Raw genomic sequence first — 23,965 nt, forward strand, 5'->3', positions numbered from 1 at the left:
CCTTTGGGCCGGGCGCCGGGACGCGCCCGGCCTCCTCCGGCCCCGCCGCCACGGCGGTGCGCTTCGCGCGCCGCGTGCGTCGGCCACCGCGACCGGCGGCCCCGGAAAACGGCTCGACGGCTCAGCGGTGTCCTGGCACGGTGATGCACCATGACGATCTCCGAGACTGTGACCGCCGCGGACGTGCAGCTGATGCAGGGGCTGGCGCAGCGTGTCACCGCCACCCGCCCGGACCTGCTGAACAGCGACGCGACGTTCGGCGAGCTGGCCTGGAACTGGGGCAGAGGACACGCCCGCGACGGAGCAGGCTGGTCGCGTCGGCTGTGGTTCTCCGGCGGGGAACCGGTGGCATGGGGTTGGGCCCGTCTTCCGCGCCGGGTGAGGCTGAGCGACGGGTCGGTGAAGGACGTCACCGGCGCCTACCTGGCGTATCAGGTCCACCCCGACCACGCCGGGCTGGTCGACGAGGTGATCGACTGGTACGACGATACGGCGGCGGGCCTCGAGCGTACGGTGATGCCGAGTGCCGCCGACGGATTCGCCCTGAAGCGGTGGGCGGCGCACGGCTATGGGACCGACCCGGCCTCGCTCGGTGACACCGGGTCCTGGACCCAGCTCAACGAGCGGGACCTCACCGACGTGGAGCGGCCGGAACTGCCGGACGGGTTCCGGTTCCGCACCGCCGACGAGGCCGGGCCGAAGGCCGCGGTCCAGGCCCATGTGGACGCCTGGGCTCCCTCGGCGTACACGGCCGAGAGCTACCAGGGCGTCCGGCGGACGGCCGCGTACCGCGGCGACCTGCACGTCCTGGTGGAGGCGCCGGACGGAACGATGGCCTCCTCGACGATCATGTGGCTCGACGAAGCGAACAGGACCGCTGAGTTCGAGCCGGTCGGGACGCATCCGGACTACCGGCGCCTGGGGCTGGGAAGGGCGATGCTCCTGCACGGGATGCGTCTGGCGCGGGCGGCCGGGGCCACTCACATGACGGTCGCCTGCCTGGGTGCGCCGGGGCATCCCGAGGCGCGCGGTCTCTACTACAGCGTCGGGTTCAGCGAGTGCACGCGGGACACCCCGCTCATCAAAGCCGGATCCGCGAGCTGAGGACCGGCCGTTCGGGCAAGCGCTGGTCAAGCCGTGTTCGCCCGGGCGACGACCTGACGTAGGCGTGGCGGTCGCGCCGGATACCGCCTGCCACGGCACAAGGGCGTGTCCGGTGGATGCCGCCGCTGGGAGGGTGCCGCGCGCACAGCGCTTCCGTCGGGGATGGTGGAGGGCGACGGGCGGGCAGCGCGGCAGGGCGTGCGTCCGCCGAACACGCCCTAGCAGCACCCGGAGGGCGGACGGCGGCCCCGTGCGCATGGGCGTCGTCACAAAGGCGCGAAACCCTCCGTCAGCACGGGCTTCCAGCACCGTAATTCGGATCACGCGGCTCGTTGGGTAAAGCCGGGATGGCATGCTCCTAGCCTCGTGTTGGCGAAAGAGATTCCCTCACGGGACTTCTGCCGGCGCCCCGCCCGAAGGCGGTTCACGGCGCCCCCGCGCACCGCTTGTCTGTACTTCTCCCTGCGTTGGAGCCCTTGGTGACCCTTGCTTCCGCACGCCCTGAGCGCCGTGCCCAGACCGTCCCGGACACCCGGAACCTCCCTACTTCCCAGAACCCCCTGATCGGCGACGTGCCGCCGCAGGCCGGTGCGCCCGGGCGCGACGAGGTAGCTCGTGACCGGAAGGCGTCCCAGACGCGCCGCCGCACGCTGCTGCTCGTGTTCGTCCTCGGCGTGCTGTCCGCGATCGGCCCGCTCGCCACCGACCTGTACCTGCCCGCGCTGCCGCAGATCTCCTCGGACCTGGGCACCAGCGAGGCCAGAGTCAAGCTCACCCTGACCTCGGTGATGGCCGGGCTGTCCCTGGGCCAGCTCGTCATCGGCCCGCTCAGCGACCGGTGGGGACGCCGCATGCCGCTGCTGGTGGGGATCGGGATGTTCACCGCCACCACCTTCGCCATCGCGATGGTGAGCAGCGTGGAGGTGTTCAGCCTGCTGCGCTTCCTGCAGGGGCTGTCGGCCGCGGCCGGACTGGTCATCTCCCGCGCGGTCGTGCGGGACGTGTTCGACGGCGACGCCGCCGCCACCTTCTTCTCCCGCCTGGTCCTGCTCTCCGGACTGGCTCCCATGCTCGGCCCGATCCTGGGCGGCCAGCTGCTCGTCCTGGGCCCCTGGCAGCTGCTCTTCGCCGTGCTCGGCGCGACCGGGCTGGCGACCTTCGCCCTGGTGCTGTTCGGCCTGCCCGAGAGCCTGCCGGCCGAGCAGCGCGAGCGGGTCAGCCCGCGGGCGCAGATGCAGGTCTTCGGCCGCCTGCTGCGCGACGTCCGCTTCATCGGCCCGACGATCACGCTCGCGCTGAGCTTCGCGATGAGCTTCACCTACATCTCGACCTTCTCGTTCGTGTCCCACTCCCGCTTCGAGGCCAGCGCCCAGGAGTTCAGCCTGGTGTTCGCGGTGACCACGCTCGGGATGATCCTCGGCAACCAGGTCAACGTGCTCCTGATCCGCCACGTCGAGATCTACCGCCGCCTGTTCCTGGGCCTGGCCGGATCGATCCTGTCCGTGGCCTCGCTCGTGGCGCTGGACGCCTCGGGCAACGCGAGCCTGATGACGGTGACCGCGGCACTGTTCGTGATGATGGTGTTCACCGGCCTGGTGTCGCCGAACGCGACCGCCCTGGCCCTGGACGGGCAGCCGCCGAAGATCGCCGGAAGCGGTTCGGCCCTGCTGGGCACGCTCCAGTTCGGCATCGGTTCCGGCCTGGCCTCGACCCCCGGCATGACCGGTTCGGTCACCATGGCCAGCATGACCACGGTCATGCTCGCCACGGCCATCGGCGCGGCGGTGGTGTTCGCCGCGTTCGCCTTCCGCGTCCGGCGCACCCCGCTGGTCGCCGCCTGAGTGCCGGTGCGAACCACTAGCATGGTCCGTCCACGTCGGCGAGTCCGAGGAGTTCACCGTGTTCCCCGATCCCCAGGCCCGTTCCCTGACGAATGAGGCGCCCGGCGCGTGGAAGGAGGTGCTCCCCCACCTGGAGGAGTCCACCGGAACGTGCTGGCTGACCGTGGCACGTGCGGACGGCCGCCCGCACACCCGGCCGCTGCTGGCGGTGTGGGTGGACGGCCGACCGTGCTTCGCTTCGGGCGGGGGCACCGCCAAGTCGCGGCTGCTGGCCGCCTCCCCCGAGGTGAGCCTGGCGTTCACCACCGGGCGGATGGACGTGGTGGTGGAGGGCGTGGTCGAGCGGGCGGTGGCCCCCGGCCTGCTGGAGCGGGTCGCCGCCGCCTACGCCGAGCGCCACGGGTGGGCCCCGGTCCCCGGAGACGGTGAGCTGACCGGCCCCGAGGGCGCGCCGACCGCCGGTCCCCCGCCCTACCGGGTGTTCACGGTCTCCCCGTCGACGGTGTACGCGTTCCCCGTCTCCGAACTGCCGCACGGCCCCACCAGGTGGCGGTTCGACGTGTGGCCCTGACCCGGGGTCCGGCTCCACGGGCGGTGAGGGCACACGGGGCGCTGCGGGACACACGGTCGACCCGAGGCCGCGGGACGTGCAGGAGAGCACGAGAGCGGGCGGGTACCCGGTTCCGGACGGACAAGCGGGTCCGGACACCGGGTACCGCCCCGGGTGCAACGCTTCGCCTCGCGGGTAGGTCTTCGACGAGAACAACGCCACCTCCTCACACCGACCCCCTGGAGGCAGAGAGTGCGCGTACGGATCGTTCTTTCGACCCTTGTCGTCCTGTGGCTGCTCGTCGGGTTGATCGCCGCGTTCCAGCGCGGTCTGTTCACCAGTGACGAGGCCTCGTGCTCGACCCTGGGCCACACCGTCGGAACCATCTTCGTCGGGCCGCTGAACTACGTGGGCGTGAACCCGACCATCGAGTGTCCGCCCCTTCCCGAGCCCTCCGAGTAACGGCATAGGGCCTGCCGCGGCGCCGTGCCCCACCGGGGTACGGCGCCGACCCGTGTCCGCGGCTCCCGGGCGGACCGGTCTCCTCCCCCCTGGCGGGTTCTCACCGGATTCTTGCCCGCGCCGCGTAACCTCTCCTGTCCGACGACCACACGAGGCCAGGAATCCAGCGTGCCCGAAGAAACCTCCGGTACCGCCTCCCCGGCGGCCCACGTCCTCATCGTGGAGGACGAGCCCAACATCCTCGAACTGCTCACCGCCTCCCTGGAGCTGAGCGGTTTCACCACGCGCGGCGCGTCCGACGCCGGGGCCGCCCTGGCGGCGCTGGACGGCTTCACCCCCGACATCGCCGTCCTGGACGTGACCCTGCCCGGCCGCAGCGGCCTGGACCTGGCCGGCGACCTGCGCGGGGTCGTGCCTGGGCTTCCGGTGCTCTTCCTCACCGCCCGCGACACGGTCCAGGATCGCGTGGCCGGCCTCCGTGCCGGGGCCGACGACTACGTCACCAAGCCCTTCAGCCTGGAGGAGGTCGTCCTGCGGCTGAGCGCGATCCTGCGAAGGTCGGGCGGACCGGAGTCCGGCGGCGCCGAGCCCCTGCGCTACGCCGACCTGGAACTGGACGAGGAGGGGCACGAGGTCCGCCGCTCGGGAACGCCCGTCCGGCTCTCCCCGACCGAGTTCGCGCTCCTGCGCTACCTGATGCTCAACGCGGGCAGGGTCGTCAGCAAGCCCCAGATCCTGGACCGCGTCTGGGGCGGGGAGAGCGACGACATCCGGGTGGTGGAGACCTACGTCAGCTACCTGCGGCGCAAGGTGGACGCGGGTCGGCCCGCACTCATCCACACGGTGCGCGGCATCGGGTACATCCTGCGCCTGGCCTCCGGGGAGAACCGTTGAGCGGCCGTCGACCGCGCCTGTGGCCCAGGAGCCTGGGAGGCAGGCTCACCCTGGTGGTGCTGTGCCTGACCACCGTGTGCCTGGTCGCCTTCGGTACGGCCGGGACGCTCCTGCTCCAGCGTTCGCTGACCGAGGAGGCCGACCACCGGCTCCGCGCCCTCCCGGTCCCCGGGCAGGCGGGCGGGGGGTCGCCGCCCCTGGACGAAGCGCAGCCCCCGCCGCTGCCCACCGAACTGCGCACACTGGTCGTCGGTGCCGATGGCGGTGTGCTGGAGAGCGTGGGGCAGACCGACTCCGACGAGGGCCTCCCGGACGTCTCGGCGGTCCCGGTGGGTGAACTGCGCGAGCGGGCCGGCGAGCCCCTCACCCTGCCCGGGACCTCGGGAGAGGACAGTTGGCGGGTCCTGACCACCGCCCGCGAGGACGGCACCGTCCTCGTCGCCGCCCAGTCACTGGCCGGGATCGAGGACACTCTCGACCGGCTCGTGCTCATCGAGGCCGTGGCGGGGCTGGTGGTGCTGTCGGCCGTGGGGTTCGGGGCGGCGGCGATCGTGCGCTTCCAGCTGCGGCCCCTGCGCGAGATCGAGTCCACGGCACAGGCCATCGCCGCGGGCGACCTGGACCGGCGGATCCCGTGCCAGGACCCCGCCACCGAGACGGGGCGGCTGGGCCGCTCCCTGAACACCATGCTGGGCGAGCTGTCCCGGGCCCTGCGCGAGAGGGACCGCGCCGTCGAGACGACGCGGCGCTTCGTGGCGGACGCCTCCCATGAGCTGCGTACCCCGCTGTCCTCCATCCGGGGGTTCGCCGAACTGTACCGCCAGGGCCGGGGCCGGGGTCTGGTCGCCGAGGACACCCGCACGGACCGGTGGATGTCGCGGATCGAGGACGAGGCCGAGCGGATGGGGAGCATGGTGGACGACCTGCTGGTGCTGTCCCGCTTCGACGAGGCCCCGCCGCTGGAGCGCTCCGACATGGAGCTGGCGTCGATCGCCGAGCGGGTGGTGGCGGCGGCCCGGGCCCGGGCTCCGCACACGCCGGTGGCGCTGGAGGCCGACGGGCCAGTGCGCGCTGTGGGGGACGCCGACCGGATCCGCCAGGTGCTGGAGAACCTGGTGGACAACGCCCTCACCCACACTCCGGAGGGGACACCGGTGCACGTGTCGGTGACCCGGACCCAGGACCCGCCGGCTCCCGGGCCGGCCCACGTGGGCGCACTTCCCCCGGGGGTCTCGGAGGTCGCCGTCATCACGGTACGCGACGAGGGCCAGGGGCTCTCGCGCGAGGAGCTTCCCCACGTGTTCGACCGCTTCTACCGGGCGGACGGCCCCCGGAAGCAGGCCGGTGCGGGGCTGGGCCTGGCGATCAGCGCGGCCTTCGTCGCCGCCCACGACGGTTACGTCACGGTCGAGTCGCCTCCGGGAGGGGGCAGCGTCTTCACCGTGGTCCTCCCTCTGGGCTGACCAGCGGGTCCACGCCCCTGACCACCTTCCCGCCCACGTGCCTGCGGCCCCGGTGGGGGCGGCGGTACGCGAGGCCTCGCGTACCGGTCACCGCCGCGGGTCCGGCGCGGGAGGAGGGACAGGGGATCCGTTCGCACCGGGCGGGTGTGCCTCCAACCGTCGGAAGGGGGCCGGACGACCGTACACGGGGAACGCCGCCCACGGCCATATGGGCCATGGGCGGCGTTCGGGGTCCGGCACGGGCGGGGGACACGGGATCCGTCCGCACCGGACGGACGTCAGGACTCCGATGTGCCTCCGGTGTCCTCGGCCCGGCCCGGCGTCCCGGTCTCCTCCTGCGGGGTCTCCGAGACGGCGGCGATCCGTTCGGCCAGCTGCTCACCCGCGGCGGTGGCGCCCTCGTCCCCGGCCGCCTCGGCGCGGGACACGGCCGACTCCAGGAGTTCGGCGGCGGTGCCGCTCTCCACCAGTTCGGTGTGGAGGTCGGCGTAGGCCTGCTCGTAGAGCCGCTGGAAGTCCTCGTTGGCGAGGAAGCGGTCCTTGAGCGCCCCACTGCCGCCCATGGACATCCCGCCTCCGCCTTCGGGGGCCTCCCCCGCCTCACCCTGACCGGGCATCGGCATCCCCTCGGGAGGCTGCGTCCCCTCGGGGATCTCCATGCCCTCGGGCGGTTGCCCGCTCTCGGGGGCCGCGCCGCCTTCGAGCGCCTGTGCCCCCTCGGGCGCACCGCCACCTCCGCCCATACCGCCCATGCCGCCGAAGGACAGGTTCAGGTCCCACGACAGGACGGTGAACCGCTCCTGATCGATGTCGTACCACAGGTAGTAGTTGTTGCCCGGGCCGTCCATACCGTCGCTGTTGGACACCAGGGTCTGGAGCGCGAGGTAGCGGGCGAAGGACTCCACGTCCAGATGCTCGTCCAGTTCGCGCGCGAACTCCTCGTCGTCGGACTCCTCGACGAACCGCAGCAGGTCCATGACCGGTTGCAGGTCGTGGGTTCCCTCACCGTTGATCTGGTTGAAGCTCTGCCCGTAGTCGGTGGGGTCCCCGCCCAGGTAGTCGAAGGAGCCATCGGCGCGTCCCTTGTAGAGGATCCCGTTCCCGTACTGGGAGGCCCACGAGGCGTCGGGGTGGTCCAGGAGCAGGCGCGGGACCGCCTCACCGTCGTTGACCGCGAAGGAGGTGAACGCGTAGTCCTGCGTGGTCTGTCCGTCCGCCGCCGTCAGGTCCAGGGCCAGGGCCTCGTTGAGGGCGGTGTCGGACGTGGACGTCGCCGGGCGCAGGGCGATCTCGGTGTGTCCCTGGTAGGCGCGGCCGGAGACGAACTCCTCGAAGCTGATCAGCCAGGGAAGCTGCTCGGGCTCGTCCTCGGACAGGGTGACCGACCCCGGACCGAAGCCCCCGCCGGCGGCGTCGCCCCCGATGGTTCCCCCCTCCGGCGCGGTGTCCTGTTGTGCCTGCTGCTGGGCCTGGGCCGTCTCGCCCTGCTGCTGGGCCGTTCCGCCGACCGGGGCGCGTCCTTCCGGCATCCCCGGCCCTCCGGCGCCCGTTCCGTCGCCGCGCAGGCTCATCAGGGTGGAGTTTCCCTTGAGGCGGAGCCCGACGTCGTTGACGGTCGTGCCGTCGATGACGACGTCCGCGCTGATGAACTCCTTCTCGCCCTCCTCCCGGAAGGTCGCCATCATGTCGGCGTACTCGGCGTCGTTGAAGGCGACCTCGATGGTGTGCTCACCGCCGTCGAACAGGTCCCCCTCGCCCTCGATGTTCTCGGTGACGGCGTCCTGTGAGACCAGTTCGGAGGTGATGTAGGGCCGCACCCTCGCCTCGCCGAAGACCAGCACCAGGGCCAGCAGGGCCGCGCACACGACCGCCGCGGTCCTCCAGTGCTGGCGGAGGCGGACGGGGACGCGGTGCCGCAGGCGCGCCGACCTCCTCAGGCGCGTTCCGGATCCTTCGTCCTTCATCGTGATCACATGTCCGTCTGGTCGTATCCGGTCAGGACGGTCGCCTTCTGGCCGGAGTTGATGCCGCGCAGGCGCTCGATCAGATCCCCCGGCTTGACGCCCCTCTTCAGACGTGCCGTGTAGGCCATCTCCAGCAGGGACCCACCGCGCACGGTCTCGGTGCTGATCAGCTCGTACTCGTCGGTGGAGCGGATGAGCACGTCGTCGATCGCGGGGCCGTGGTCACTGCCGTCGGCGGGTACCTGGACCTTGACCACCTGGCGCTGCACGTTGAGCGCGAACCAGTTGAAGCGGTGCATGAGCAGGATGACCGCGCAGATGACGAGGGTGGCGATGACCGCCAGGGTGTAGAAGCGCGTTCCGCAGGCCATGCCCACGGCCATGACCAGGAAGATGAACCCGACGTCGCGGGTCTCCTTGATGGCGTTGCGGAAGCGCACCACCGACAGCGCGCCGACCAGGGCGAAGGCCCGGGCGATGTTGGAGCCCACCACCAGCATGATCAGGGCGATGAGCATGCCCAGGATGATCAGCGTGTGGACGTAGCTCTGGCTGTAGGAGATGTTGCGGTGGGTGGCGCGGTAGGTCCAGGCCACCGCCAGGCTGGTGACGAGGGCCAACACCAGGGACAGGACCACGTCCATGACGCTGAACGTGCCGGACAGGTCGGTGATGCCGAAATCAAGGTTCATGGTGCGGTTGGTGCCTTCGGTACTCGGTGGAATCGGTGAGGTCGGTCGGGAGGACCGGAGGTTAGGGAAGGGGAGGATCAGCGGTGCGCGGCCCCGGGCACGTCCTTCCGAGGCGTGCGGGACGGGCCGGGTCCTACACCGCCACGTCCTCCTCGGGCACGTGGAAGACCGAGCGCGGTGCCAGGCCATGGGCCTCCACGCTCTGGCAGTACTTGGAGACGCGCTGGACCTGGAGGCCGAACCGGGCGGCCATGTCGGTGACCCAGTAGGGCGCGCGCTCGTTGGCCTTGACCTCCATGACGGCCAGGCCGGGGCTGATGATGTGGCGGTTCTCCGCCTCCGCGCGCAGGTCGAAGTCGCGGTCGCGTCCGCGGACCCGGTGGTCCAGGGTCACGCGCAGTCCCAGGTCGGAGTCGACGCCGACGTAGGGTTCGCGCCGGTACCCGGTCATGGCGGTCGGGCGCAGGTCCAGGCGGTGGATGAGGTCGAGGACCTCGTCGACGAAGGCCTGGTCGGCTCCGGGGTGCTCCACGCGCACGCGCCGGTCGCACAGGTCCCGGGCCAGGCGGTACGGCAGCATGACGCGCCGTTTCTGGGTGACGCGGTTGACGCGCTGCTTGATCTCGACGGACACGGGCGTGTCCTCGTCGGCCGGGCCGGTCTCGCCGTAGCGGCGGACGCGCAGCTTGCGGCGGAACCTGAGCCCCTCGATCTTCTCGTGGTAGAAGCGCAGCCGCTGGGTGTCGTAGTACAGGCTCCACACGCCGTAGCCGTCGGCTCCGGCGTTGTGGTCGGTGCGCATGCGCGCGGTGAGTTCGGCGCGCACGTCCGCGACCTGCGACACGGGGACCAGGTACTTGAGCTCGTAGCGGTTGAAGGCGTGCAGTCTGCTCGGTGCCCTCAGCCGGTCCCCGGCCGCGGTGTCCCCCGTTGCGCTCTCCGCGGCGCTTCGGCCGGTTCTGGCGGTGGTGGATGCGAGTGCCACGCTGCCTCCTCTCATCCGGTGGTGATGACAGGGGGAACAACATCCGACGAGTGTGGGAGGAGCCGGAGAACTTCCTGAGAGGTTCCTGAGAGGACGGGGGCCGAACCCCTGGTGAGCGGTCGGTCACGGGTTCGGGTGAGAGTTCGGTGAGAACACCGTGCCGGGCGCCCGGCAGCCGTTCGGCGCTGGGCGGCGGGCCGGGTGGCGGAGTCGTTCGCGTCGACGTCCGAGGGCTGCCCCAGGGCGAAGGAGACCGCCCCCGCGACGGCGTGGGCGGGCAGCGCGTTCCTCCGGTGGGCACGCATGGCCTCCCTCGCGACGGGGTCGGTGATGTGCCCGGCGGGCTCGCTCTCGACCACCCCCAGGGGAGACGGTGGTCACCCGGATGGAGGGTTCGGGTCCGGACCGCGGCCCCGCGGTGATCGCCCATGTGGCGAACGTGGTCCCCGAGGACACCACCGGGGCCGTCTCCTTCCTCACGGCCCCCGGCCGACGGGTCAACGGCCAGATCCCCTACGCCAACGGCGGCATGGCCTGGCCCCGGACCGGAGCGTAGGTACCGGCGATCTCGGTGAGCACCCGCTCCCTGGCCTCGGAGGCGGAGTGGATGCCCACGAGCACGTAGTAGGCCAACCCCTCGGCCAGCGCCACGAGCGAGACCGCCCTCTCCCGGCAGTCGAGCTCCCGCGGCACCTCGCCCGCGTCCTGTCCGCGGGCCAAGAGGTCCGTGACCTGGCCGTGGAAGCGCTCGTAGTCCCGGCGCATCCGCTCGGCGATGTCCTCGTCGGACAGCGCCAGTGCGGTGAAGGCCTGCCGGACGCGAAGATGGGTGCGCGTCACGGCGTCGTGGGGGATGAGTTCGGTGAGCACGGTCGTGAGCACCTGCCTCGGGGCGCCGGCCCGACCGACCCTGGCGGCTATACGCGCGGCGCTGAGGGCGTTGCCGCGGTCGAAGGCGGCCTCGATCATCTCCCGCTTCGTGGGGAAGTAGTGCTGGACGCGGCCGGCGGAGACCCCGGCGCGCGCCGCCACGTTGGACTGCGTCACGGCCGCCAGTCCGCGCTCGGCCGTGACGGCCAGGACGGCGTCGGCGATCTGTCGGCGGCGCTGCTCGTGTTCGGCCCCGGGGCCGCGGGTGGATGCGTTCAAGGCGTTCGCGGTGTCGGCGCACACCTACGCCACGGCGGTCCTGGGGCCCGCGGTCGTCGTCTCCGTCGGCGCGGGGCTGTTCACCACCCCGCTGACCAGCGTGGTGACCTCCGGGGCCACCGCGGCGGACGCCGGATCCGCGTCCGGCCTGATGAACGCGGCCAAACAGGCGGGCGGCGCCCTGGGCCTGGCGCTGCTGACCACCGCGGCCGCCTCCGTGTACGCCTCCGCATGGCGGACGGGCCCGTACGGTCTGGTCTTCCTCCTGCTCGCGGCCGTCCAGCTCGCCGTGGCGGGACTGGCCCTCGCCCTTCCCCGGGACGAGCCCCGCGCGTGAGCGACCGCGGCGCCGGACCGGTTCCGGCGCTCCTGCGCACGAGAGGGTAACCAGGGTCACCCCGTTTCGGCCCGGGAGCGAAGGCACGGTGCATCCCCATCGGAAGGGTGCCCTGACCTGCGGTGTCCCACGACGGCCCTCTCCGAGGACACGTCCGGCGACGGCCCGGGAAGCAGGCCCGGGAAGCAGGACCGCAGGGTCAAGGAAAGTGGAGACGCATTATTACCACACTTTGGGGTAGTGCACCAGATAGGAGCGAAAAAGTTCTCTGTTCGTAATGCTTGGCCTATGTCGCGAGGACCACGCCGCATCCGGCGGAACGGCCGCGATGGGAGAGAGGAGACCTGCGATGAGGATCATGAGGATGGCGAAGAAGCGCCTGGCAACCGGCGGGAGCCTGCCGACGAGGCGCCCGGGGGTGCGCGATCCCCTGGCCCGGACGAAGCCGGCGGGCGGGCGCCCCGGGGCGCGAGACCCCCTGACGCGCGCGAAGAAGCTGGCCAGGAAGGCGAACTCGCCGAAGGGGCGAAGCACGCTGAACCGTGTGACACGGAGCCTCTCGTCCGGCAAGCGGCACACCCGGCCCCGCAAGGGGCCCATGCGGTGGCTCAGCTCCCTGGCCAGGCCCTGAGGGTTCCCCGTGGTCCGGGTACGGAGCCCGGCTCACAGCCGACGGGCCGCTGGACACGGGAGCGCGGAAACGACGACGCGGGGGCGGGTCCCATGAGGAGCCCGCCCCCGCTTCCCCGTTCTCGACGCCGGAGACGGAGAACCCCCGTGCCCGCGAACAGCGGGCATCCAAGGGGCCTCATGCTGAGCGCGGCGAACACAGCGACGGCCGGCGCCGACGAGGCATGGCGGCGAGGGCGGGGAGAGGAGGTACGGGCGGGCCGCTGCCCGGTTACGCTTGCTCCGCATGGCCCACACCGAGACCGAGAGCACAGCGGAGCTCGTCCGGGACCTGCTGCGCGACCAGCACCCCGACCTGGCCGACCGCCCCTTGGAGGTTGGCGCGCGTGGTTGGGACAACCAGCTGTGGCGGCTCGGTGACGACCTCGCCGTCCGGTTGCCCCGGCCAACGTTCTCACCGCGGGCGGCACCTTCTGCGGTGTGATCGACTTCGGTGACCTCTTCGCAGGCGATCCCGCCTACGACCTCGCCGCCGCATGGCTCCTGCTGCCGGACGGCGCCGCCGGACGCTTCTTCGCCGCGTACGAGCCGGCCCGGACGCAGCGGCCATGCGCCGTGCCCGCGGCTGGGCGGTGCTGAAAGCCCTCGCCTGCCTCCTCATCGCGGACGCCGGCGTCCACGGCCGTCCCGGCGACAAGCCCACCTGGGGTCCACCCGACCAAGCCTCGCTGCGGCGCCTCGTCGCGACGGCCGGCCGCTGACCGGTCGGTCCTACCCACGTGCTCGAACACCTCCGGGGCGCGGCGCGGTGCCCGCCGGCCGACCGCGGTGAGGCGGCCGGGGCCGAGCGCGAGGCCGAGGACGACGCACCGGGGACCTCCGGACGGCGACGGTACCGCATACGTCGACGACGGTGCTGGGTACGACAGGGAAGGCCTTCCGGAGGTGCTCATGACTCAGTCGGTCCTCGTGGGTGTGGACGGTTCCGAGACGGGCCTGAGGGCGGTGGACTGGGCCGCGGCGGAGGCCGACCGGCGGGGCTGGGGCCTCTCCGTACTGACGGCCTATCCCTCGCCCGAGGCGGTCTTCGTCTGGCCCGAGGAGGAGATCAGGAAGCACGCCCGTGCGGTCCTCGACGGGGCGGAGGAGCGGGCGGCCGCCGTCGCCCCCTCCCTGGGCGTGGACAGGGAGGTGGTCATGGAGAGTCCGACGTTCGCCCTGCTCCACCGGGCCGAGGAGGCGGCCATGGTCGTGGTCGGCCTACGGGGACGAGGGGGATTTCGGGGGCTGAAGGTGGGATCGGTGGCCTACCGCGTGGCCGCGCACTCCCCGGCACCGGTCACCGTGGTGGGGCCCGAACCGGTGCCCGACGGCCACACGGACGTCATCGTGGGAGAGGACGGATCGGCGCACGGCGAGAGCGCCCTCGCCGAGGCCTTCGCGAGCGCGGCCGCCGGCACGGGGCGTGTGCGCGCCGTACGGGCGTGGAGTCCGCCGCTTCCCCCGTGGCGATGGCGCTCCCCCTGTTCTCGGACCCCGGCGCGGTCCGCGCGGCCGAGGAGGAGTCCCTGGAGCGGGCGCTCGGTCCGTGGCGCACCAGGTATCCCGCGGTGGACGTTCACACCGAGGTGGTCGAGGGGCGTCCCGTTCCCGCACTGGTGGAGGCCGCGAAGGAGGCGCGCCTGGTCGTGGTGGGGGCGAGCGGCCGGCACGGGCTGCCGCGCTTCGCCCTCGGATCCACGGCGCACAGCATGCTGCACCGCTCCCCCTGCCCTGTCACCGTCGCCCACACCCGGTGACGGGGGCCGTCCACGCGGACACGCTCCCGTCCCGGTACGCTCTCGGAGGAGCCCCGCCCACACCGCGGGCAGCGAACGGGAAAGGGAGCCGGACGGCGTGGCATTCGACGCATCCTCGATCCGTGCGCTCTCCTTCGACGGAGACCAGACGCTGTGGGACTTTCGCGCCGCGATGCGACGGGCCCTCGCCGAGGCCGCCGCCTTCCTCGCCGGCGAGGGCCTGGCCCATGAGACGGGCGCGGTGTCGGCGGACTGGCTGGCGCAGGTGCGTGACGAGGTCGCCGGCGAACCCGGATTCGCGCGGGAGAGCATGGAGCGGATCCGCCTCGAATCCTTCGTGCGCGCGGTACGGCGCTGTGGCGGCGACCGGGGACTCGTCGCGGAGGTCCACGACAGGTACATGCGCACGCGGTTCGGCGCGATGAGGCTCTACGCCGAGACGGCGCACGTGCTGGAGGAACTGCACCGCGGCTATCCGTGCGTCCTGGTGACCAACGGCAACAGCGATCCGGGACGGCTGGGCATCGGCGGCTACCTCGCCCACCGCGTGGTCGCGGCCGAATGCGGATTCTTCAAACCCGATCCCCGCATCTACGCCCACACGGCCCGGCTGCTGGCCCTGCCGGCCGCGTCCGTCCTCCACATCGGGGACCACCCCGAGGAGGACGTCACCGCCGCAGGCCGGGCGGGGATGAGAACGGTCTACCTCGACCGCGCCGGCAGGCCCCTCCCGCCCGGGCAGCGCGCCGACGCGGAGCTCGCGTCCCTGGCCGGTCTGCCGGAGCTGCTGCGGCGCGGGCGGTGACCGCGCCCCCGCGGCCTGGCTCCACGCCGGGTGACCGGGTCGAGGGGCTTCCCGAGGTCAGGGGCGCGGAGACACCGCGACGTAGACGGTGTTGGACGCGTCGTCCTCCTGCAGGGGGTTGGGAAAGCTCACGACCTCGGCCCGCGCGCTCTCGAACACCTCCCCGAGCAGGGCGGTGAACTCCTCGTCCGGCGCGTCGTTGGACCACAGGGCGAAGACACCGCCGGGCAGGAGAAGGGTCCGCGCGAGGCGCCGCAGCCCCTCACGCGTGTAGAGGCCCGCGTGGGAGGGGTGGAGCAGGTGGCGCGGCGAGTGGTCGATGTCGACGGCCACGGCGTGGAACCGGTCCGCTCCCAGCCGCGGGGCGGGTCCCGAACCGGCGCCGACCGTGGCGAAGAAGTCCCCGTGCACGAGGCTGCAGCGGGGGTCGGCCACCAGTTCCGCGCCCGCGGGGATCAGCTTCTCCCGGTGCCAGTCGATGACCTCGGCCATCGCCTCCACCACGACCAGGGAGCCCACACCGGGGTTCTCCAGCACCGCCTGCGCCGTGTAGCCCAGTCCCAGGCCGCCCACGGCCACCCGCAGGTCCGTTCCGGTGAGCTCGGCCAGGGCCAGCCGGGCCAGCTCGACCTCGGCCGCGGTGAACAGGCTCGACATGAGGAAGTCGTCGTCGAGCTTGATCTCGTAGACCTCCTTGCGGAAGAGGGGGTCGTGGCGGCGGCGCAGGCTGAGTTCGCCCATGGGCGTCGCCCGCCAGCCCAGCTCCTGGAAATGAAGGCCCATTCGTACTCCCTGGTCGGTTCGCTCAGGACGCGCTGACCATGGCCGTACACGTCGTCCGGGACCCTGAGGCCCCCGACCACCCTAGCGTCGGGAAGGGGCGTCCGTGACTCCCCGTGTCCGGGGCGTCCCCTCCGGCTCCCGGACGGGGCCGCGGACGGCCGCGGAACGCAGGCGGGCGGCCCACCGGAGTTCCGGCGGGCCGCCCTCTCACCGTCGCGGGCGCCGCGGGGTCAGTGACCGCCGCTGAGGGTTCCGGACAGTTCCTTGTGCAGGTGTGCGCTGGGCTCGTTGAGGCCGGTGATCTGCACCTCCACACCATGGCGGCGGAAGTGCTCGGTGACCTGGTCCAGCGCGGCCACGGCCGAGGAGTCCCACACGTGCGCGTTGGACATGTCCACCACGACCTTGCTCAGGCCCTGCTCGGTGTAGTCGAACCGGTTGACCAGCTCACCCGTGGAGGCGAAGAACACCTCGCCGTTGACCGAGTACACCCGGGTGCCGCCCTCGGGGTCGAGCACGCTGGTGACGTCGGCCTGCATGGCGGCCCGGCGGGCGAAGGAGATCATCGACACGATCACGCCGACGATCACGCCCAGGGCCAGGTTGTGGGTGGCCACGACCACGGCCACGGTCACGACCATGACCAGGGTCTCGGTCCAGGGCATGCGCCTGACGGTGGAGGGGGCGATGCTGTGCCAGTCGAAGGTCACGATCGCCACGAAGAACATCACCGCGACCAGGGCGGCGATCGGGATCATGCCCACGATGTCGCCCAGGCCCACGCACAGGATGAGCAGGAACAGGCCCGCGAGGAACGTCGAGACGCGGGTGCGGGCCCCGGACTTGACGTTGATCATGGTCTGGCCGATCATCGCGCACGAGGCCATGCCGCCGAAGAACCCGACCAGCACGTTGGCGATGCCCTGGCCGCGCGCCTCGCGGGCGTGGTTGGAGGTGGTCTCGGTCTGGTCGTCGACGACCTTGGCGGTCATCAGCGACTCCATCAGCCCCACCAGCGACAGCGTCAGCGCGTAGGGGGCGATGAGGGTCAGCGTGTCCAGGGTGAACGGGACGTTCGGGATCAGCGGGACGGGCACGGTGTCGGGCAGCTCTCCCATGTCCCCGACCGTCTGCGCCGGGATGCCCAGGGACAGCGCGGCGACGGTGAGCACGACGATGGCCACCAGCGGCGCGGGGACCGCCTTGGTCAGCCGGGGCAGGCCGAAGATGATGGCCAGTCCGACGGCGACCATGACGTAGATCGGCACGCCCACGTCCGCCAGGTGGGGCAGCTGGGCCAGGAAGATGAGGATGGCCAGGGCGTTGATGAACCCGGTCATCACGCTGGGCGGCACGAACCGCATCAGCTTGGCCACCCCGGCCAGGCCCAGGACCACCTGGAAGAGCCCGGCCAGGATCGTGGCGGCGATGAGGTAGTCCACGCCGTACTCGATCGACAGCGGCGCCACGACCAGCGCCATCGCGCCGGTGGCCGCGGAGATCATCGCCGGCCGCCCGCCCAGGAAGGCGATCGAGACGGCCATGACGAAGGAGGCGTACAGCCCCACCCGGGGGTCGACCCCGGCGATGAGGGAGAAGGCGATGGCCTCGGGGATCAGGGCCAGGGCCACGACCAGTCCGGCCAGCACGTCGGCGCGCAGCTGGGCGGCTCCGGGGATCCTGGACCTCAGGAACCGGGGGGTCTTCACAGGCAGATTCATGGAACCCATCAGGTTTCGGGCAGCCCACAGCGAGGACCGCGTGTTCGGGTCAGGTGTTCGACGACGGCGCGGGCGAGCGCGCCCCGGACCTGGGGGGTCGGATGCGCTCAGGCGCCTGGGATCCGGTGTGGCACCCGTGGTGCCCCGGACGCGGCTCCGTCGCCGCGGACCCGACCGTGTCCGTGGGACAGGCCGGGAAGAGGGCGGTGATTCCACGACCATCGCGGGGAATCGACCTGGCCCCAACCTTACTGTTACGTGAGGGTTCGAGTCACGCAGAGTGCCTGAGACAACTGTCACAGGAGAGGACCATCACCGGTTTTTGCTGCTGAACCCCGAGGATCCACATGACGGGCGCTTTTCCGCCCTGATAACCCAAAGTGATTTTCTGGGCGGCATCCCGGGACGTTCACACCTGTTACCAGGCAGGGCGCTTCACCAGGCGGGGCGTTCCCGGACCTTCGGCCCGGCAAGGACTCCGCACGGCCTCGACCACCACCACGGGGAACGCCCTCAGGTGGCGGCGTTGTTCCTGGACCGCTGCTCGCGCAGCCTCTCGGCGAACTCCTCGGCCATCGCCAACTGTGTGCGCAGGGTCTGGCAGCGGGCGACGATGGCCGCCTCGAAGGCGTCGAGCCTCTCGGTCAGGTCCTCCCGCTCCTCCCGGCCGGTCTCCTCCGCGTTCAGCCGGTCGATGGTCTCCAGCAGCTCGCGGGTCTCCTCCAGGCTGAACTCCAGCGGCTTCATCCGCTTGATGAGGTTCAGGCGTTCCACGTCCGTCTCGGTGTAGAGCCGGAAACCGCCACGGGAGCGCGCCGAGGGTTCGACCAGGCCGACCTCCCCGTAGTAGCGGATCGTGCGCAGGGACAGGCCGGTCCGTTCGGCGACCTCACCGATCTGCATGTGCTGCCCCCCGGGCATCGCGGCACCCCTTCTCCTCAAGTCCGTCCGACGTCGGGGCCGCCGTCCGTCGACGACCACCGGTTGCGCAACCGTAGCGCGCCCGCGCGCCGGAGGGGTTCCACACCGCGGCGCGGGGCCCGCCAAGGGACACGGTGGGCAGGAGCGGGGGCCGGGCCGCCGGGGGGGCGGGCGCCCGCCCCCCCGGGGCGGTCGGCGCCCCGGATCAGGGCCGCTCCTCCCCCGCGGCCGGAGCGGGCACGTCGCCCGGCCGGGCCCCCGGCGCCTCGTCGCGGTGCCGGAGCGAGAGCAGGTAGCCCAGTACGAGCACGATGGACGTGCCGATGGCCGTGTACCAGGTGAACCCGACGAGCTCCGGCTCGAAGAGGAACAGCCAGGCCATGGTCACCACGGCGACACCGAAGGCGATCATGGCGTCGGTCTGGCGCGCCCTGCGGACCCACAGTCCCAGGAAGAACGCGCCGAGCAGGCCGCCGTAGGTCAGACTCGCCACGGACAGGCCCAGTTCGACGACGGGGTTGTCGGTACCGGTGAACATCGCCGCCGCACCGACGAACACCAGCCCCCAGCCGAGGGTGAACAGCCGGCCGAGCCGCAGCCCCTGGGAACCGGTGAGCGTCCGGTGGGAGAACCGCTCGTACAGGTCCGCCATGGTCGAGGACGACAGCGCCGACAGCGACGAGGACAGGGTGCTCATCGCCGAGGCCATGATCCCGGCGAGCAGCAGGCCGGACAGGCCGACGGGCAGCCCCTCGACGATGAAGGTCGGGAAGAGCTCGTCGGAGTTGGCGAGCCCGAGCCGGTCGACCGAGGCGCCCTCGAAGTAGGAGTACAGGGCGAGGCCCACCGTGAGGAACAGGGCGAACTGGCAGAACACCACGACGGCACTGCCGATCACCGCCTTCTGGGCGTCGCGCAGGCTGCGGCAGCCCAGCAGCCGCTGCACGATGATCTGGTCGGCGCCGTGGGAGGCGGTGGACAGCAGGGCGCCGCCCAGCACCGCGGTGACCGTCGCGTACGGCGCCGAGACCGGGTTCGACGTGAGGTCGAGGAACTGCGTCTTGCCCGCGTCGGCCGCGACCGCGAGGAAGTTCACGTCGAGGCTGTTCACGATGACGACCAGGGCGGCGGCGCCCCCGACCACGTACAGCCCCATCTGCAGCACGTCGACCCAGACCACGGCCCTGATCCCGCCGATGAGGGTGTAGAGGACCGTGACGGCCCCGAGCAGCGCGATGATCGCGAAGTAGGACAGCTCCAGCCCGTAGGAGTCCAGCACGATCTTCATCGGGATGGCCGCCGCGAACAGCCGCACCCCGTCGGCGAGCAGCCGGGTGAACAGGAACGCGACCGAGGCCGTGCCCTGCATGCCGCGGCCGAAGCGCGTGCCGAGGTAGGAGTAGGCCGTGGTCATCTCCCCCCGGTAGTAGCGGGGCAGCAGCACGAAGGCGACGACCACCCGTCCGATCAGGTAGCCGATCGCCACCTGCAGGAACGTGACGTTGCCCAGGTAGGCCACCCCGGGGATGCTGATCACGGTCAGGGCGCTGGTCTCGGTGGCCACCACCGAGAGGCACACCGCCCACCAGGGCAGCTGCCGGTTGCCGATGAAGTAGTCCCTGGTGTCACGCTGCCGGCCGGACAGCCTCAGGCCGAGCCATGCCGAACACAGCAGGTACACCACGATGACCACGAGGTCGATGGATTGCACTGCGGGCCTTTCGGGAGTGGGGGCGGGGGATGGGAGGGTGCGGGCCGTTCACAGGTCCCGCACCTGGACGCGCAGGCGCCGGGGGGCGGCGGCCGCCGGTTCGGGGAGCCGGAGCGGGCCGGCGCCCGGGGTGATGCGTCCCGCCACCGGCGCCCGGCGGGCACCGGTACAGGCCGGCACGGACCCGGGGAGCCCGTGCCAGGTGAGGAAGCCGACCAGCGCGAACAGGTAGGCCTCCTTCGCGTCGCCGTCCAGTCCGAGGTCGTCGGATAGGCCGAGCCGCGCGGGGTGGAGCCGGGCGGCGAGCCGCTCCGTCAGGACCGGGTTCCGGACGCCGCCTCCGGAGGCGACCACCTCGGCCACACCGTGGGGGCGCAGCGCCTCCGCGACGGTGATGGCGGTGAGTTCCACCAGGGTGGCCAGCAGGTCCCCGCCTTCCGGTGTGCCGGTGCGCCTCAGCACCTCGTCGAGGTAGCCGGGACCGAACAGCTCCACCCCGGTGGTCTTGGGCGGGGGCAGGCGGTAGTACGGCTCGGAGAGCAGGTACTCCAGCAGGACGGGGTCGGGGCGGCCGGAGCGGGCGAGCGCCCCGTCCGCGTCGAAATCCGCGCGGCCTCCGGTCACCCGGCGCGCCGCGGCGTCGAGCAGGGCGTTGGCGGGGCCGGTGTCGAAGGCCTCCGGCGGCGCCCCGTCCCGCACGACCGTGACGTTGGCGATGCCGCCGAGGTTCAGTGCGGCGACCGGGTCGGCGCGCCCGCCGAGCAGGAGGGTGTCCAGCAGGGCGGCCAGGGGCGCCCCCTGGCCGCCCGCGGCCACGTCGGCCGTCCGCAGGTCCGACACCACGGGCAGTCCGGTGGCCTCGGCGATCCACGCGGGCTGGCCGAGCTGGAGGGTTCCGTTCACCGTGGCGCCGTCGACCCAGTGGAACAGGGTCTGGCCGTGCGAGGCGACCAGGTCGGCCCCTCCCCCGGCGAACTCGTCGATCCCGCGCCGTGCCGCCTCGGCGAACTCCTGCCCGACGCGTGTGTCGATCCGGCACACGTGCTCCAGCGTCGTCGGCGCCGGAGGGAGCGCGCCGCGGATCTCCTCCCGAAGGTCCGCCGAGTAGGGCGTGGTGCGGTGACCCAGCGGGGTCAGGCGCACCAGGGTCCCGTCCAGGTCGATGTGTGCGGCGGCGACGTCGATCCCGTCGGCCGAGGTGCCCGAGGACAGTCCGATGACGATCATGCGGTGTCACCGACCCGGTCCATGACGAACCCGCGGACACGTCCGACACCCATCCACACCTCCGGCCGGAGAACGGCTACCAGCCGTATACCCGACGTGGCGGCCGCCTCAATCCCCCTCCGGGCCGAAAAGGGCCGGGGAGGAGTCAGCGCGCCCGGGTGAGCCGGAACGGGTCGGGGCGCACATGGGCCAGCTGGGGGGGGAAGCCGGGGCCGCGACACGAAACGGCCCCGCCGAGCGGATGCTCGACGGGGCCGCGGGGAATGTCAGACCGGTGCGGCGGTCACCTCTCGGCGGTCGCACAACGCGGCTCCTGCCGCCCGTGGGCGCGGTATTCCGCGAAGGCTCTGAGTGGCGCCCGGGGACACTTACGACCGCACTGGCCTGTGCTGCCTGCAACGAGCGGGCACGACCCGTTATTCCAGGTGGTCCGCCAGATCGCCCTCGGTTCCGTACCGCCGGCCTCCCCCGGAGGCGGGCCCCCGGCCCGGTGCGTCGGCCATCCGCGAGGCCTTGGCCGGACGTGGAGATGCGCCGCCACGCCGACCGGCTCGCCCGCACGGGCCACCTCACCGTCGTGCCCGACCCGTACGGCGAGGACGGCATGTGGCGCCCGACGGCCCCCGGCCCCTGCGGGTCCTGTTGCGCGCCACGGGTTCCGGCCCGGTCCCCGAGGCCGGCGAGGACGCCTGGCGGCGCATCGACGCCTTCTTCACCGAACACCCCGGAAGGACCCGGTAGGGTCCGCCGGGACCGCCGCACCGGCGGGCCCGGCGCCCGGGAGGGGCGCGCGGGCCATCACGGCTCCCGGCTCCTCACAGCTCCCGGGCCAGCAGCGGGATCTGCCCGCCCGCCAGGACGGCCTCGACCTGGCGTTCGGAGAGGTCGTGCCGCAGCCGGTAGTCCTCCCCCTTGGTCTCGTTGTGCAGGGTCAGCTCCCGCGATCCGCGCAGGGTGGTGGAGAGGTCCTCCATCACCAGCACGTCCCCGGCGTCGATCCGGTCGTGGTCGCCGGGGTCGGTGAACACCAGGGCTAGGACGCCGAAATTGGCCAGGTTCTGCCAGTGGATGCGCGCGAAGGACTTGGCCACCACCGCGCGCAGGCCCAGGTACCGGGGGGTGATGGCGGCGTGCTCGCGTGAGGAGCCCTGCCCGTAGTTCTCCCCGCCGACGATGAGGTGGCCGGTGTCGTCGGCGGTCTCCAGGGCGCGCCGCGGATAGTCCCGGTCGATGCGCGTGAAGGTGAAGTCGGCGAGCTTGGGCACGTTGGACCGGTAGGGAAGCGCCGCCGCCCCCGCGGGCGAGATCTCGTCGGTGGAGACGTCGTCGCCGACCTTCAGCAGGACGGGAGCGCTGATCCGGTCCGGCAGCGGCGGGAAGTCCGGCAGGGACGAGATGTTGGGGCCCTTCACCAGCTCGGCGCGCTCCTCCTCCGGTTCGGGCGGCGGGGCGAGCATGCGGGTGTTGACGCTGTGCCGGTCGGGCAGGCGCAGGTCCGGGACCGGCAGGTCGAGTTCCTCCGCCAGGTCGCGGGGGTCGGTGATGGTCCCGGTGAGCGCGGAGGCCGCCGCGGTCTCCGGCGAGCACAGCCACACCGCGTCCTCGTCCGTCCCCGAGCGCCCCGGGAAGTTCCGGGGAAAGGTGCGCAGGGAGTTCTGCCCGGAGGCGGGCGCCTGCCCCATGCCGATGCAGCCCAGGCACCCGGACTGGTGGATACGGGCTCCCGCCGTGATGAGGTCGGTGACCGCGCCCATACGGGTGAGGTCGGTGAGGATCTGGCGCGAGGACGGGTTCACGTCGAGGCTCACCGAGGAGTCGACCTGGCGCCCGCGCACCATGGCGGCGGCCACGGCGAAGTCGCGCAGCCCCGGGTTGGCCGACGAGCCGATGACGACCTGTCCGACGCCGGTCCCGGCGACCTCGCGCACCGGGACGACGTTGCCGGGAGAGGAGGGCCTGGCGATCAGCGGCTCGATCTCCGACAGGTCGATCTCATCGGTCACGTCGTAGTGCGCGTCCCGGTCGGGGAGCAGTTCGGTGAAGTCCTCCTCGCGCCCCTCCTTGCGCAGGAACTCCCGGACGGCGCCGTCGGAGGGGAACACCGTGGTGGTGGCGCCCAGCTCCGCGCCCATGTTCGCGATGACGTGCCGGTCCATCGCGCCGAGGGAGTCCAGGCCGGGACCGTGGTACTCGATGATGCGGTTCACCCCGCCCTTGACCCCGTGGCGGCGCAGCATCTCCAGGATGACGTCCTTGGCGGAGGTCCACGGCGGGAGCTCCCCGGTCAGCCGCACGCCCCAGATCTCGGGCATGCGGACGTAGAGCGGCCGGCCGGCGATGGCCGTGGCGGCCTCGAACCCGCCGACCCCGATCGCGAGCATCCCCAGTGATCCGGCCGCGCAGGTGTGGGAGTCCGAGCCCACCATCGTCTTTCCCGGTATCCCGAAGCGCTGCATGTGCGTGGGATGGGAGACCCCGTTGCCGGGTTTGGAGTACCAGATGCCGAAGCGGCGGCACGCCGACTCGAGGAAGACGTGGTCGTCGGCGTTCTTCTCGTCGGCCTGCAGGAGGTTGTGGTCCACGTACTGGACGCTGACCTCGGTGCGTGCCCGGTCCAGGCCGAGTGCCTCCAGTTCCTGCATGACCAGGGTTCCGGTGGCGTCCTGGGTGAGGGTCTGGTCGACCCTGATCCCGACCTCGACCCCGGGTGTCATCTCGCCGGAGACCAGGTGGGAGGCGATGAGTTTGTGCGCGACGCTGTCGCCCATGGCGACCCCCTTCCGCTCATCGGGAAATCGGTACGCGCGAACACCTGGTCACGTTGATGCCCGCTGCGCCCGTTTCCATGTCCCGGGAGGCGGTGTGCTGGGCCATGCCGGGGAGTGCGCGCCCCCGGTCGCGGCCGGTGCGCTCGAGGGGCGGGGTGC

At 72.1% G+C, this 23,965-nt stretch carries 24 protein-coding genes and 1 pseudogene; 14 read left to right on the forward strand and 11 right to left on the reverse strand.

What is annotated here, in order from left to right; all coding sequences use genetic code 11:
• The first annotated feature begins 150 nt into the window (after positions 1-150).
• The 6 genes from A6A08_RS08565 (at position 151) to A6A08_RS29090 (ending at position 6,314) form a co-directional block, all read left to right on the forward strand.
• Entirely contained in the window at positions 151-1,104 is a 954-nt protein-coding gene (locus A6A08_RS08565; protein ID WP_073702012.1) for a GNAT family N-acetyltransferase, read from the forward strand.
• Positions 1,105-1,583: 479 nt separating this feature from the next.
• Positions 1,584-2,945, forward strand: a complete 1,362-nt coding sequence (locus tag A6A08_RS08570; protein ID WP_073702013.1) for a multidrug effflux MFS transporter — start codon at positions 1,584-1,586, stop codon at positions 2,943-2,945.
• Positions 2,946-3,003: 58 nt separating this feature from the next.
• The gene (locus A6A08_RS08575) at positions 3,004-3,516 is read left to right on the forward strand and encodes a pyridoxamine 5'-phosphate oxidase family protein (RefSeq protein ID WP_073702014.1); all 513 of its coding nucleotides are present in this window, start codon (positions 3,004-3,006) and stop codon (positions 3,514-3,516) included.
• Positions 3,517-3,747: 231 nt separating this feature from the next.
• Complete coding sequence (locus tag A6A08_RS08580; RefSeq protein WP_073702015.1) at positions 3,748-3,957, forward strand: hypothetical protein; 210 nt, start codon at positions 3,748-3,750, stop codon at positions 3,955-3,957.
• 168 nt (positions 3,958-4,125) lie between these two features.
• Positions 4,126-4,851: a response regulator transcription factor gene (locus A6A08_RS08585; RefSeq protein ID WP_073702016.1), complete on the forward strand. Its 726-nt coding sequence runs from the start codon at positions 4,126-4,128 to the stop codon at positions 4,849-4,851.
• Positions 4,848-6,314, forward strand: a complete 1,467-nt coding sequence (locus A6A08_RS29090) for a cell wall metabolism sensor histidine kinase WalK (RefSeq protein ID WP_073702017.1) — start codon at positions 4,848-4,850, stop codon at positions 6,312-6,314. Before A6A08_RS08585 ends, A6A08_RS29090 begins: the two co-directional genes overlap by 4 nt.
• A gap of 278 nt (positions 6,315-6,592) precedes the next feature.
• On the opposite strand, the gene A6A08_RS08595 is transcribed toward A6A08_RS29090, so the two are convergent.
• The 3 genes from A6A08_RS08595 to A6A08_RS08605 form a co-directional block, all read right to left on the reverse strand.
• Positions 6,593-8,278 (reverse strand): CotH kinase family protein, encoded by a 1,686-nt coding sequence (locus A6A08_RS08595; RefSeq protein ID WP_073702133.1) that lies wholly within the window; start codon positions 8,276-8,278, stop codon positions 6,593-6,595.
• 5 nt (positions 8,279-8,283) lie between these two features.
• Positions 8,284-8,970 (reverse strand): DUF4956 domain-containing protein, encoded by a 687-nt coding sequence (locus A6A08_RS08600; protein ID WP_073702018.1) that lies wholly within the window; start codon positions 8,968-8,970, stop codon positions 8,284-8,286.
• A gap of 133 nt (positions 8,971-9,103) precedes the next feature.
• On the reverse strand, positions 9,104-9,955 hold the full coding sequence (locus A6A08_RS08605; protein WP_143181719.1) for a polyphosphate polymerase domain-containing protein: 852 nt from the start codon (positions 9,953-9,955) through the stop codon (positions 9,104-9,106).
• 373 nt (positions 9,956-10,328) lie between these two features.
• On the opposite strand from A6A08_RS08605, the gene A6A08_RS27930 reads away from it, so the two are divergent.
• Positions 10,329-10,511, forward strand: a complete 183-nt coding sequence (locus A6A08_RS27930; RefSeq protein ID WP_073702020.1) for a hypothetical protein — start codon at positions 10,329-10,331, stop codon at positions 10,509-10,511.
• Here the strand turns inward: A6A08_RS27930 and A6A08_RS08615 are convergent.
• Positions 10,469-11,104, reverse strand: a complete 636-nt coding sequence (locus tag A6A08_RS08615) for a TetR/AcrR family transcriptional regulator (RefSeq protein WP_073702021.1) — start codon at positions 11,102-11,104, stop codon at positions 10,469-10,471. The two genes, A6A08_RS27930 and A6A08_RS08615, sit on opposite strands and share 43 nt — an antisense overlap.
• A gap of 10 nt (positions 11,105-11,114) precedes the next feature.
• On the opposite strand from A6A08_RS08615, the gene A6A08_RS08620 reads away from it, so the two are divergent.
• From A6A08_RS08620 to A6A08_RS28670, 4 genes and pseudogenes are all read left to right on the forward strand, one after another.
• Complete coding sequence (locus A6A08_RS08620; RefSeq protein ID WP_206780070.1) at positions 11,115-11,441, forward strand: hypothetical protein; 327 nt, start codon at positions 11,115-11,117, stop codon at positions 11,439-11,441.
• 916 nt (positions 11,442-12,357) lie between these two features.
• Positions 12,358-12,555, forward strand: coding sequence for a hypothetical protein (locus tag A6A08_RS29320; RefSeq protein ID WP_378699641.1), 198 nt, complete (start codon positions 12,358-12,360; stop codon positions 12,553-12,555).
• A complete protein-coding gene (locus tag A6A08_RS29325; protein ID WP_378699644.1) occupies positions 12,552-12,710 on the forward strand; it encodes a phosphotransferase in 159 nt (52 codons plus the stop codon). The genes A6A08_RS29320 and A6A08_RS29325 overlap by 4 nt, the downstream gene beginning before the upstream one ends.
• A gap of 312 nt (positions 12,711-13,022) precedes the next feature.
• Positions 13,023-13,100: pseudogene (locus tag A6A08_RS28670) on the forward strand (universal stress protein); the annotation flags it as partial.
• Positions 13,101-13,135: 35 nt separating this feature from the next.
• Here A6A08_RS28670 and A6A08_RS29095 read toward each other — a convergent pair.
• A complete protein-coding gene (locus A6A08_RS29095) occupies positions 13,136-13,270 on the reverse strand; it encodes a hypothetical protein (protein ID WP_274534021.1) in 135 nt (44 codons plus the stop codon).
• Positions 13,271-13,555: 285 nt separating this feature from the next.
• Between A6A08_RS29095 and A6A08_RS28675 the strand changes: the two genes are divergently transcribed.
• Positions 13,556-13,870 carry a universal stress protein gene (locus A6A08_RS28675; protein WP_242422226.1) on the forward strand — a complete coding sequence of 105 codons (315 nt, stop codon included), beginning with the start codon at positions 13,556-13,558 and terminating at the stop codon, positions 13,868-13,870.
• A gap of 97 nt (positions 13,871-13,967) precedes the next feature.
• The gene (locus tag A6A08_RS08645; RefSeq protein WP_073702024.1) at positions 13,968-14,675 is read left to right on the forward strand and encodes an HAD family hydrolase; all 708 of its coding nucleotides are present in this window, start codon (positions 13,968-13,970) and stop codon (positions 14,673-14,675) included.
• 57 nt (positions 14,676-14,732) lie between these two features.
• On the opposite strand, the gene A6A08_RS08650 is transcribed toward A6A08_RS08645, so the two are convergent.
• The 5 genes from A6A08_RS08650 to A6A08_RS08670 all read right to left on the reverse strand — a co-directional run bounded on the left by A6A08_RS08650 (position 14,733) and on the right by A6A08_RS08670 (position 21,038).
• Positions 14,733-15,458, reverse strand: coding sequence for a spermidine synthase (locus A6A08_RS08650; RefSeq protein WP_073702025.1), 726 nt, complete (start codon positions 15,456-15,458; stop codon positions 14,733-14,735).
• 230 nt (positions 15,459-15,688) lie between these two features.
• Entirely contained in the window at positions 15,689-17,188 is a 1,500-nt protein-coding gene (locus A6A08_RS08655; RefSeq protein ID WP_073702026.1) for a SulP family inorganic anion transporter, read from the reverse strand.
• A 504-nt stretch (positions 17,189-17,692) separates the two neighbouring features.
• Positions 17,693-18,100 carry a MerR family transcriptional regulator gene (locus A6A08_RS08660; protein ID WP_073702027.1) on the reverse strand — a complete coding sequence of 136 codons (408 nt, stop codon included), beginning with the start codon at positions 18,098-18,100 and terminating at the stop codon, positions 17,693-17,695.
• Between the two features lie 205 nt (positions 18,101-18,305).
• Positions 18,306-19,811 carry a sodium:solute symporter gene (locus tag A6A08_RS08665; protein WP_073702028.1) on the reverse strand — a complete coding sequence of 502 codons (1,506 nt, stop codon included), beginning with the start codon at positions 19,809-19,811 and terminating at the stop codon, positions 18,306-18,308.
• Positions 19,812-19,859: 48 nt separating this feature from the next.
• Positions 19,860-21,038 carry an anhydro-N-acetylmuramic acid kinase gene (locus A6A08_RS08670; protein ID WP_073702029.1) on the reverse strand — a complete coding sequence of 393 codons (1,179 nt, stop codon included), beginning with the start codon at positions 21,036-21,038 and terminating at the stop codon, positions 19,860-19,862.
• Positions 21,039-21,644: 606 nt separating this feature from the next.
• Between A6A08_RS08670 and A6A08_RS29100 the strand changes: the two genes are divergently transcribed.
• Entirely contained in the window at positions 21,645-21,779 is a 135-nt protein-coding gene (locus tag A6A08_RS29100; protein WP_274534018.1) for a hypothetical protein, read from the forward strand.
• A 74-nt stretch (positions 21,780-21,853) separates the two neighbouring features.
• Here A6A08_RS29100 and A6A08_RS08675 read toward each other — a convergent pair whose 3' ends face one another.
• Complete coding sequence (locus A6A08_RS08675; protein ID WP_073702030.1) at positions 21,854-23,806, reverse strand: aconitate hydratase; 1,953 nt, start codon at positions 23,804-23,806, stop codon at positions 21,854-21,856.
• Positions 23,807-23,965: the final 159 nt, after the last annotated feature.

This window comes from Nocardiopsis sp. TSRI0078 (genome assembly GCF_001905145.1).
In the GTDB taxonomy this organism is placed as follows: Bacteria; Actinomycetota; Actinomycetes; order Streptosporangiales; family Streptosporangiaceae; genus Nocardiopsis.

Excerpts from the sequence above, each read along its gene's own strand:
- A6A08_RS08565 (WP_073702012.1), top strand. The coding sequence starts at position 151 with ATGACGATCTCCGAGACTGTGACCGCCGCGGACGTGCAGCTGATGCAG.
- A6A08_RS08595 (WP_073702133.1), bottom strand. The coding sequence starts at position 8,278 with ATGAAGGACGAAGGATCCGGAACGCGCCTGAGGAGGTCGGCGCGCCTG.
- A6A08_RS08600 (WP_073702018.1), bottom strand. The coding sequence starts at position 8,970 with ATGAACCTTGATTTCGGCATCACCGACCTGTCCGGCACGTTCAGCGTC.
- A6A08_RS29320 (WP_378699641.1), top strand. The coding sequence starts at position 12,358 with ATGGCCCACACCGAGACCGAGAGCACAGCGGAGCTCGTCCGGGACCTG.
- A6A08_RS29095 (WP_274534021.1), bottom strand. The coding sequence starts at position 13,270 with ATGACCACCTCCCTGTCCACGCCCAGGGAGGGGGCGACGGCGGCCGCC.
- A6A08_RS08650 (WP_073702025.1), bottom strand. The coding sequence starts at position 15,458 with ATGGGCCTTCATTTCCAGGAGCTGGGCTGGCGGGCGACGCCCATGGGC.
- A6A08_RS08655 (WP_073702026.1), bottom strand. The coding sequence starts at position 17,188 with ATGGGTTCCATGAATCTGCCTGTGAAGACCCCCCGGTTCCTGAGGTCC.
- A6A08_RS08660 (WP_073702027.1), bottom strand. The coding sequence starts at position 18,100 with ATGCCCGGGGGGCAGCACATGCAGATCGGTGAGGTCGCCGAACGGACC.
- A6A08_RS08670 (WP_073702029.1), bottom strand. The coding sequence starts at position 21,038 with ATGATCGTCATCGGACTGTCCTCGGGCACCTCGGCCGACGGGATCGAC.
- A6A08_RS08675 (WP_073702030.1), bottom strand. The coding sequence starts at position 23,806 with ATGGGCGACAGCGTCGCGCACAAACTCATCGCCTCCCACCTGGTCTCC.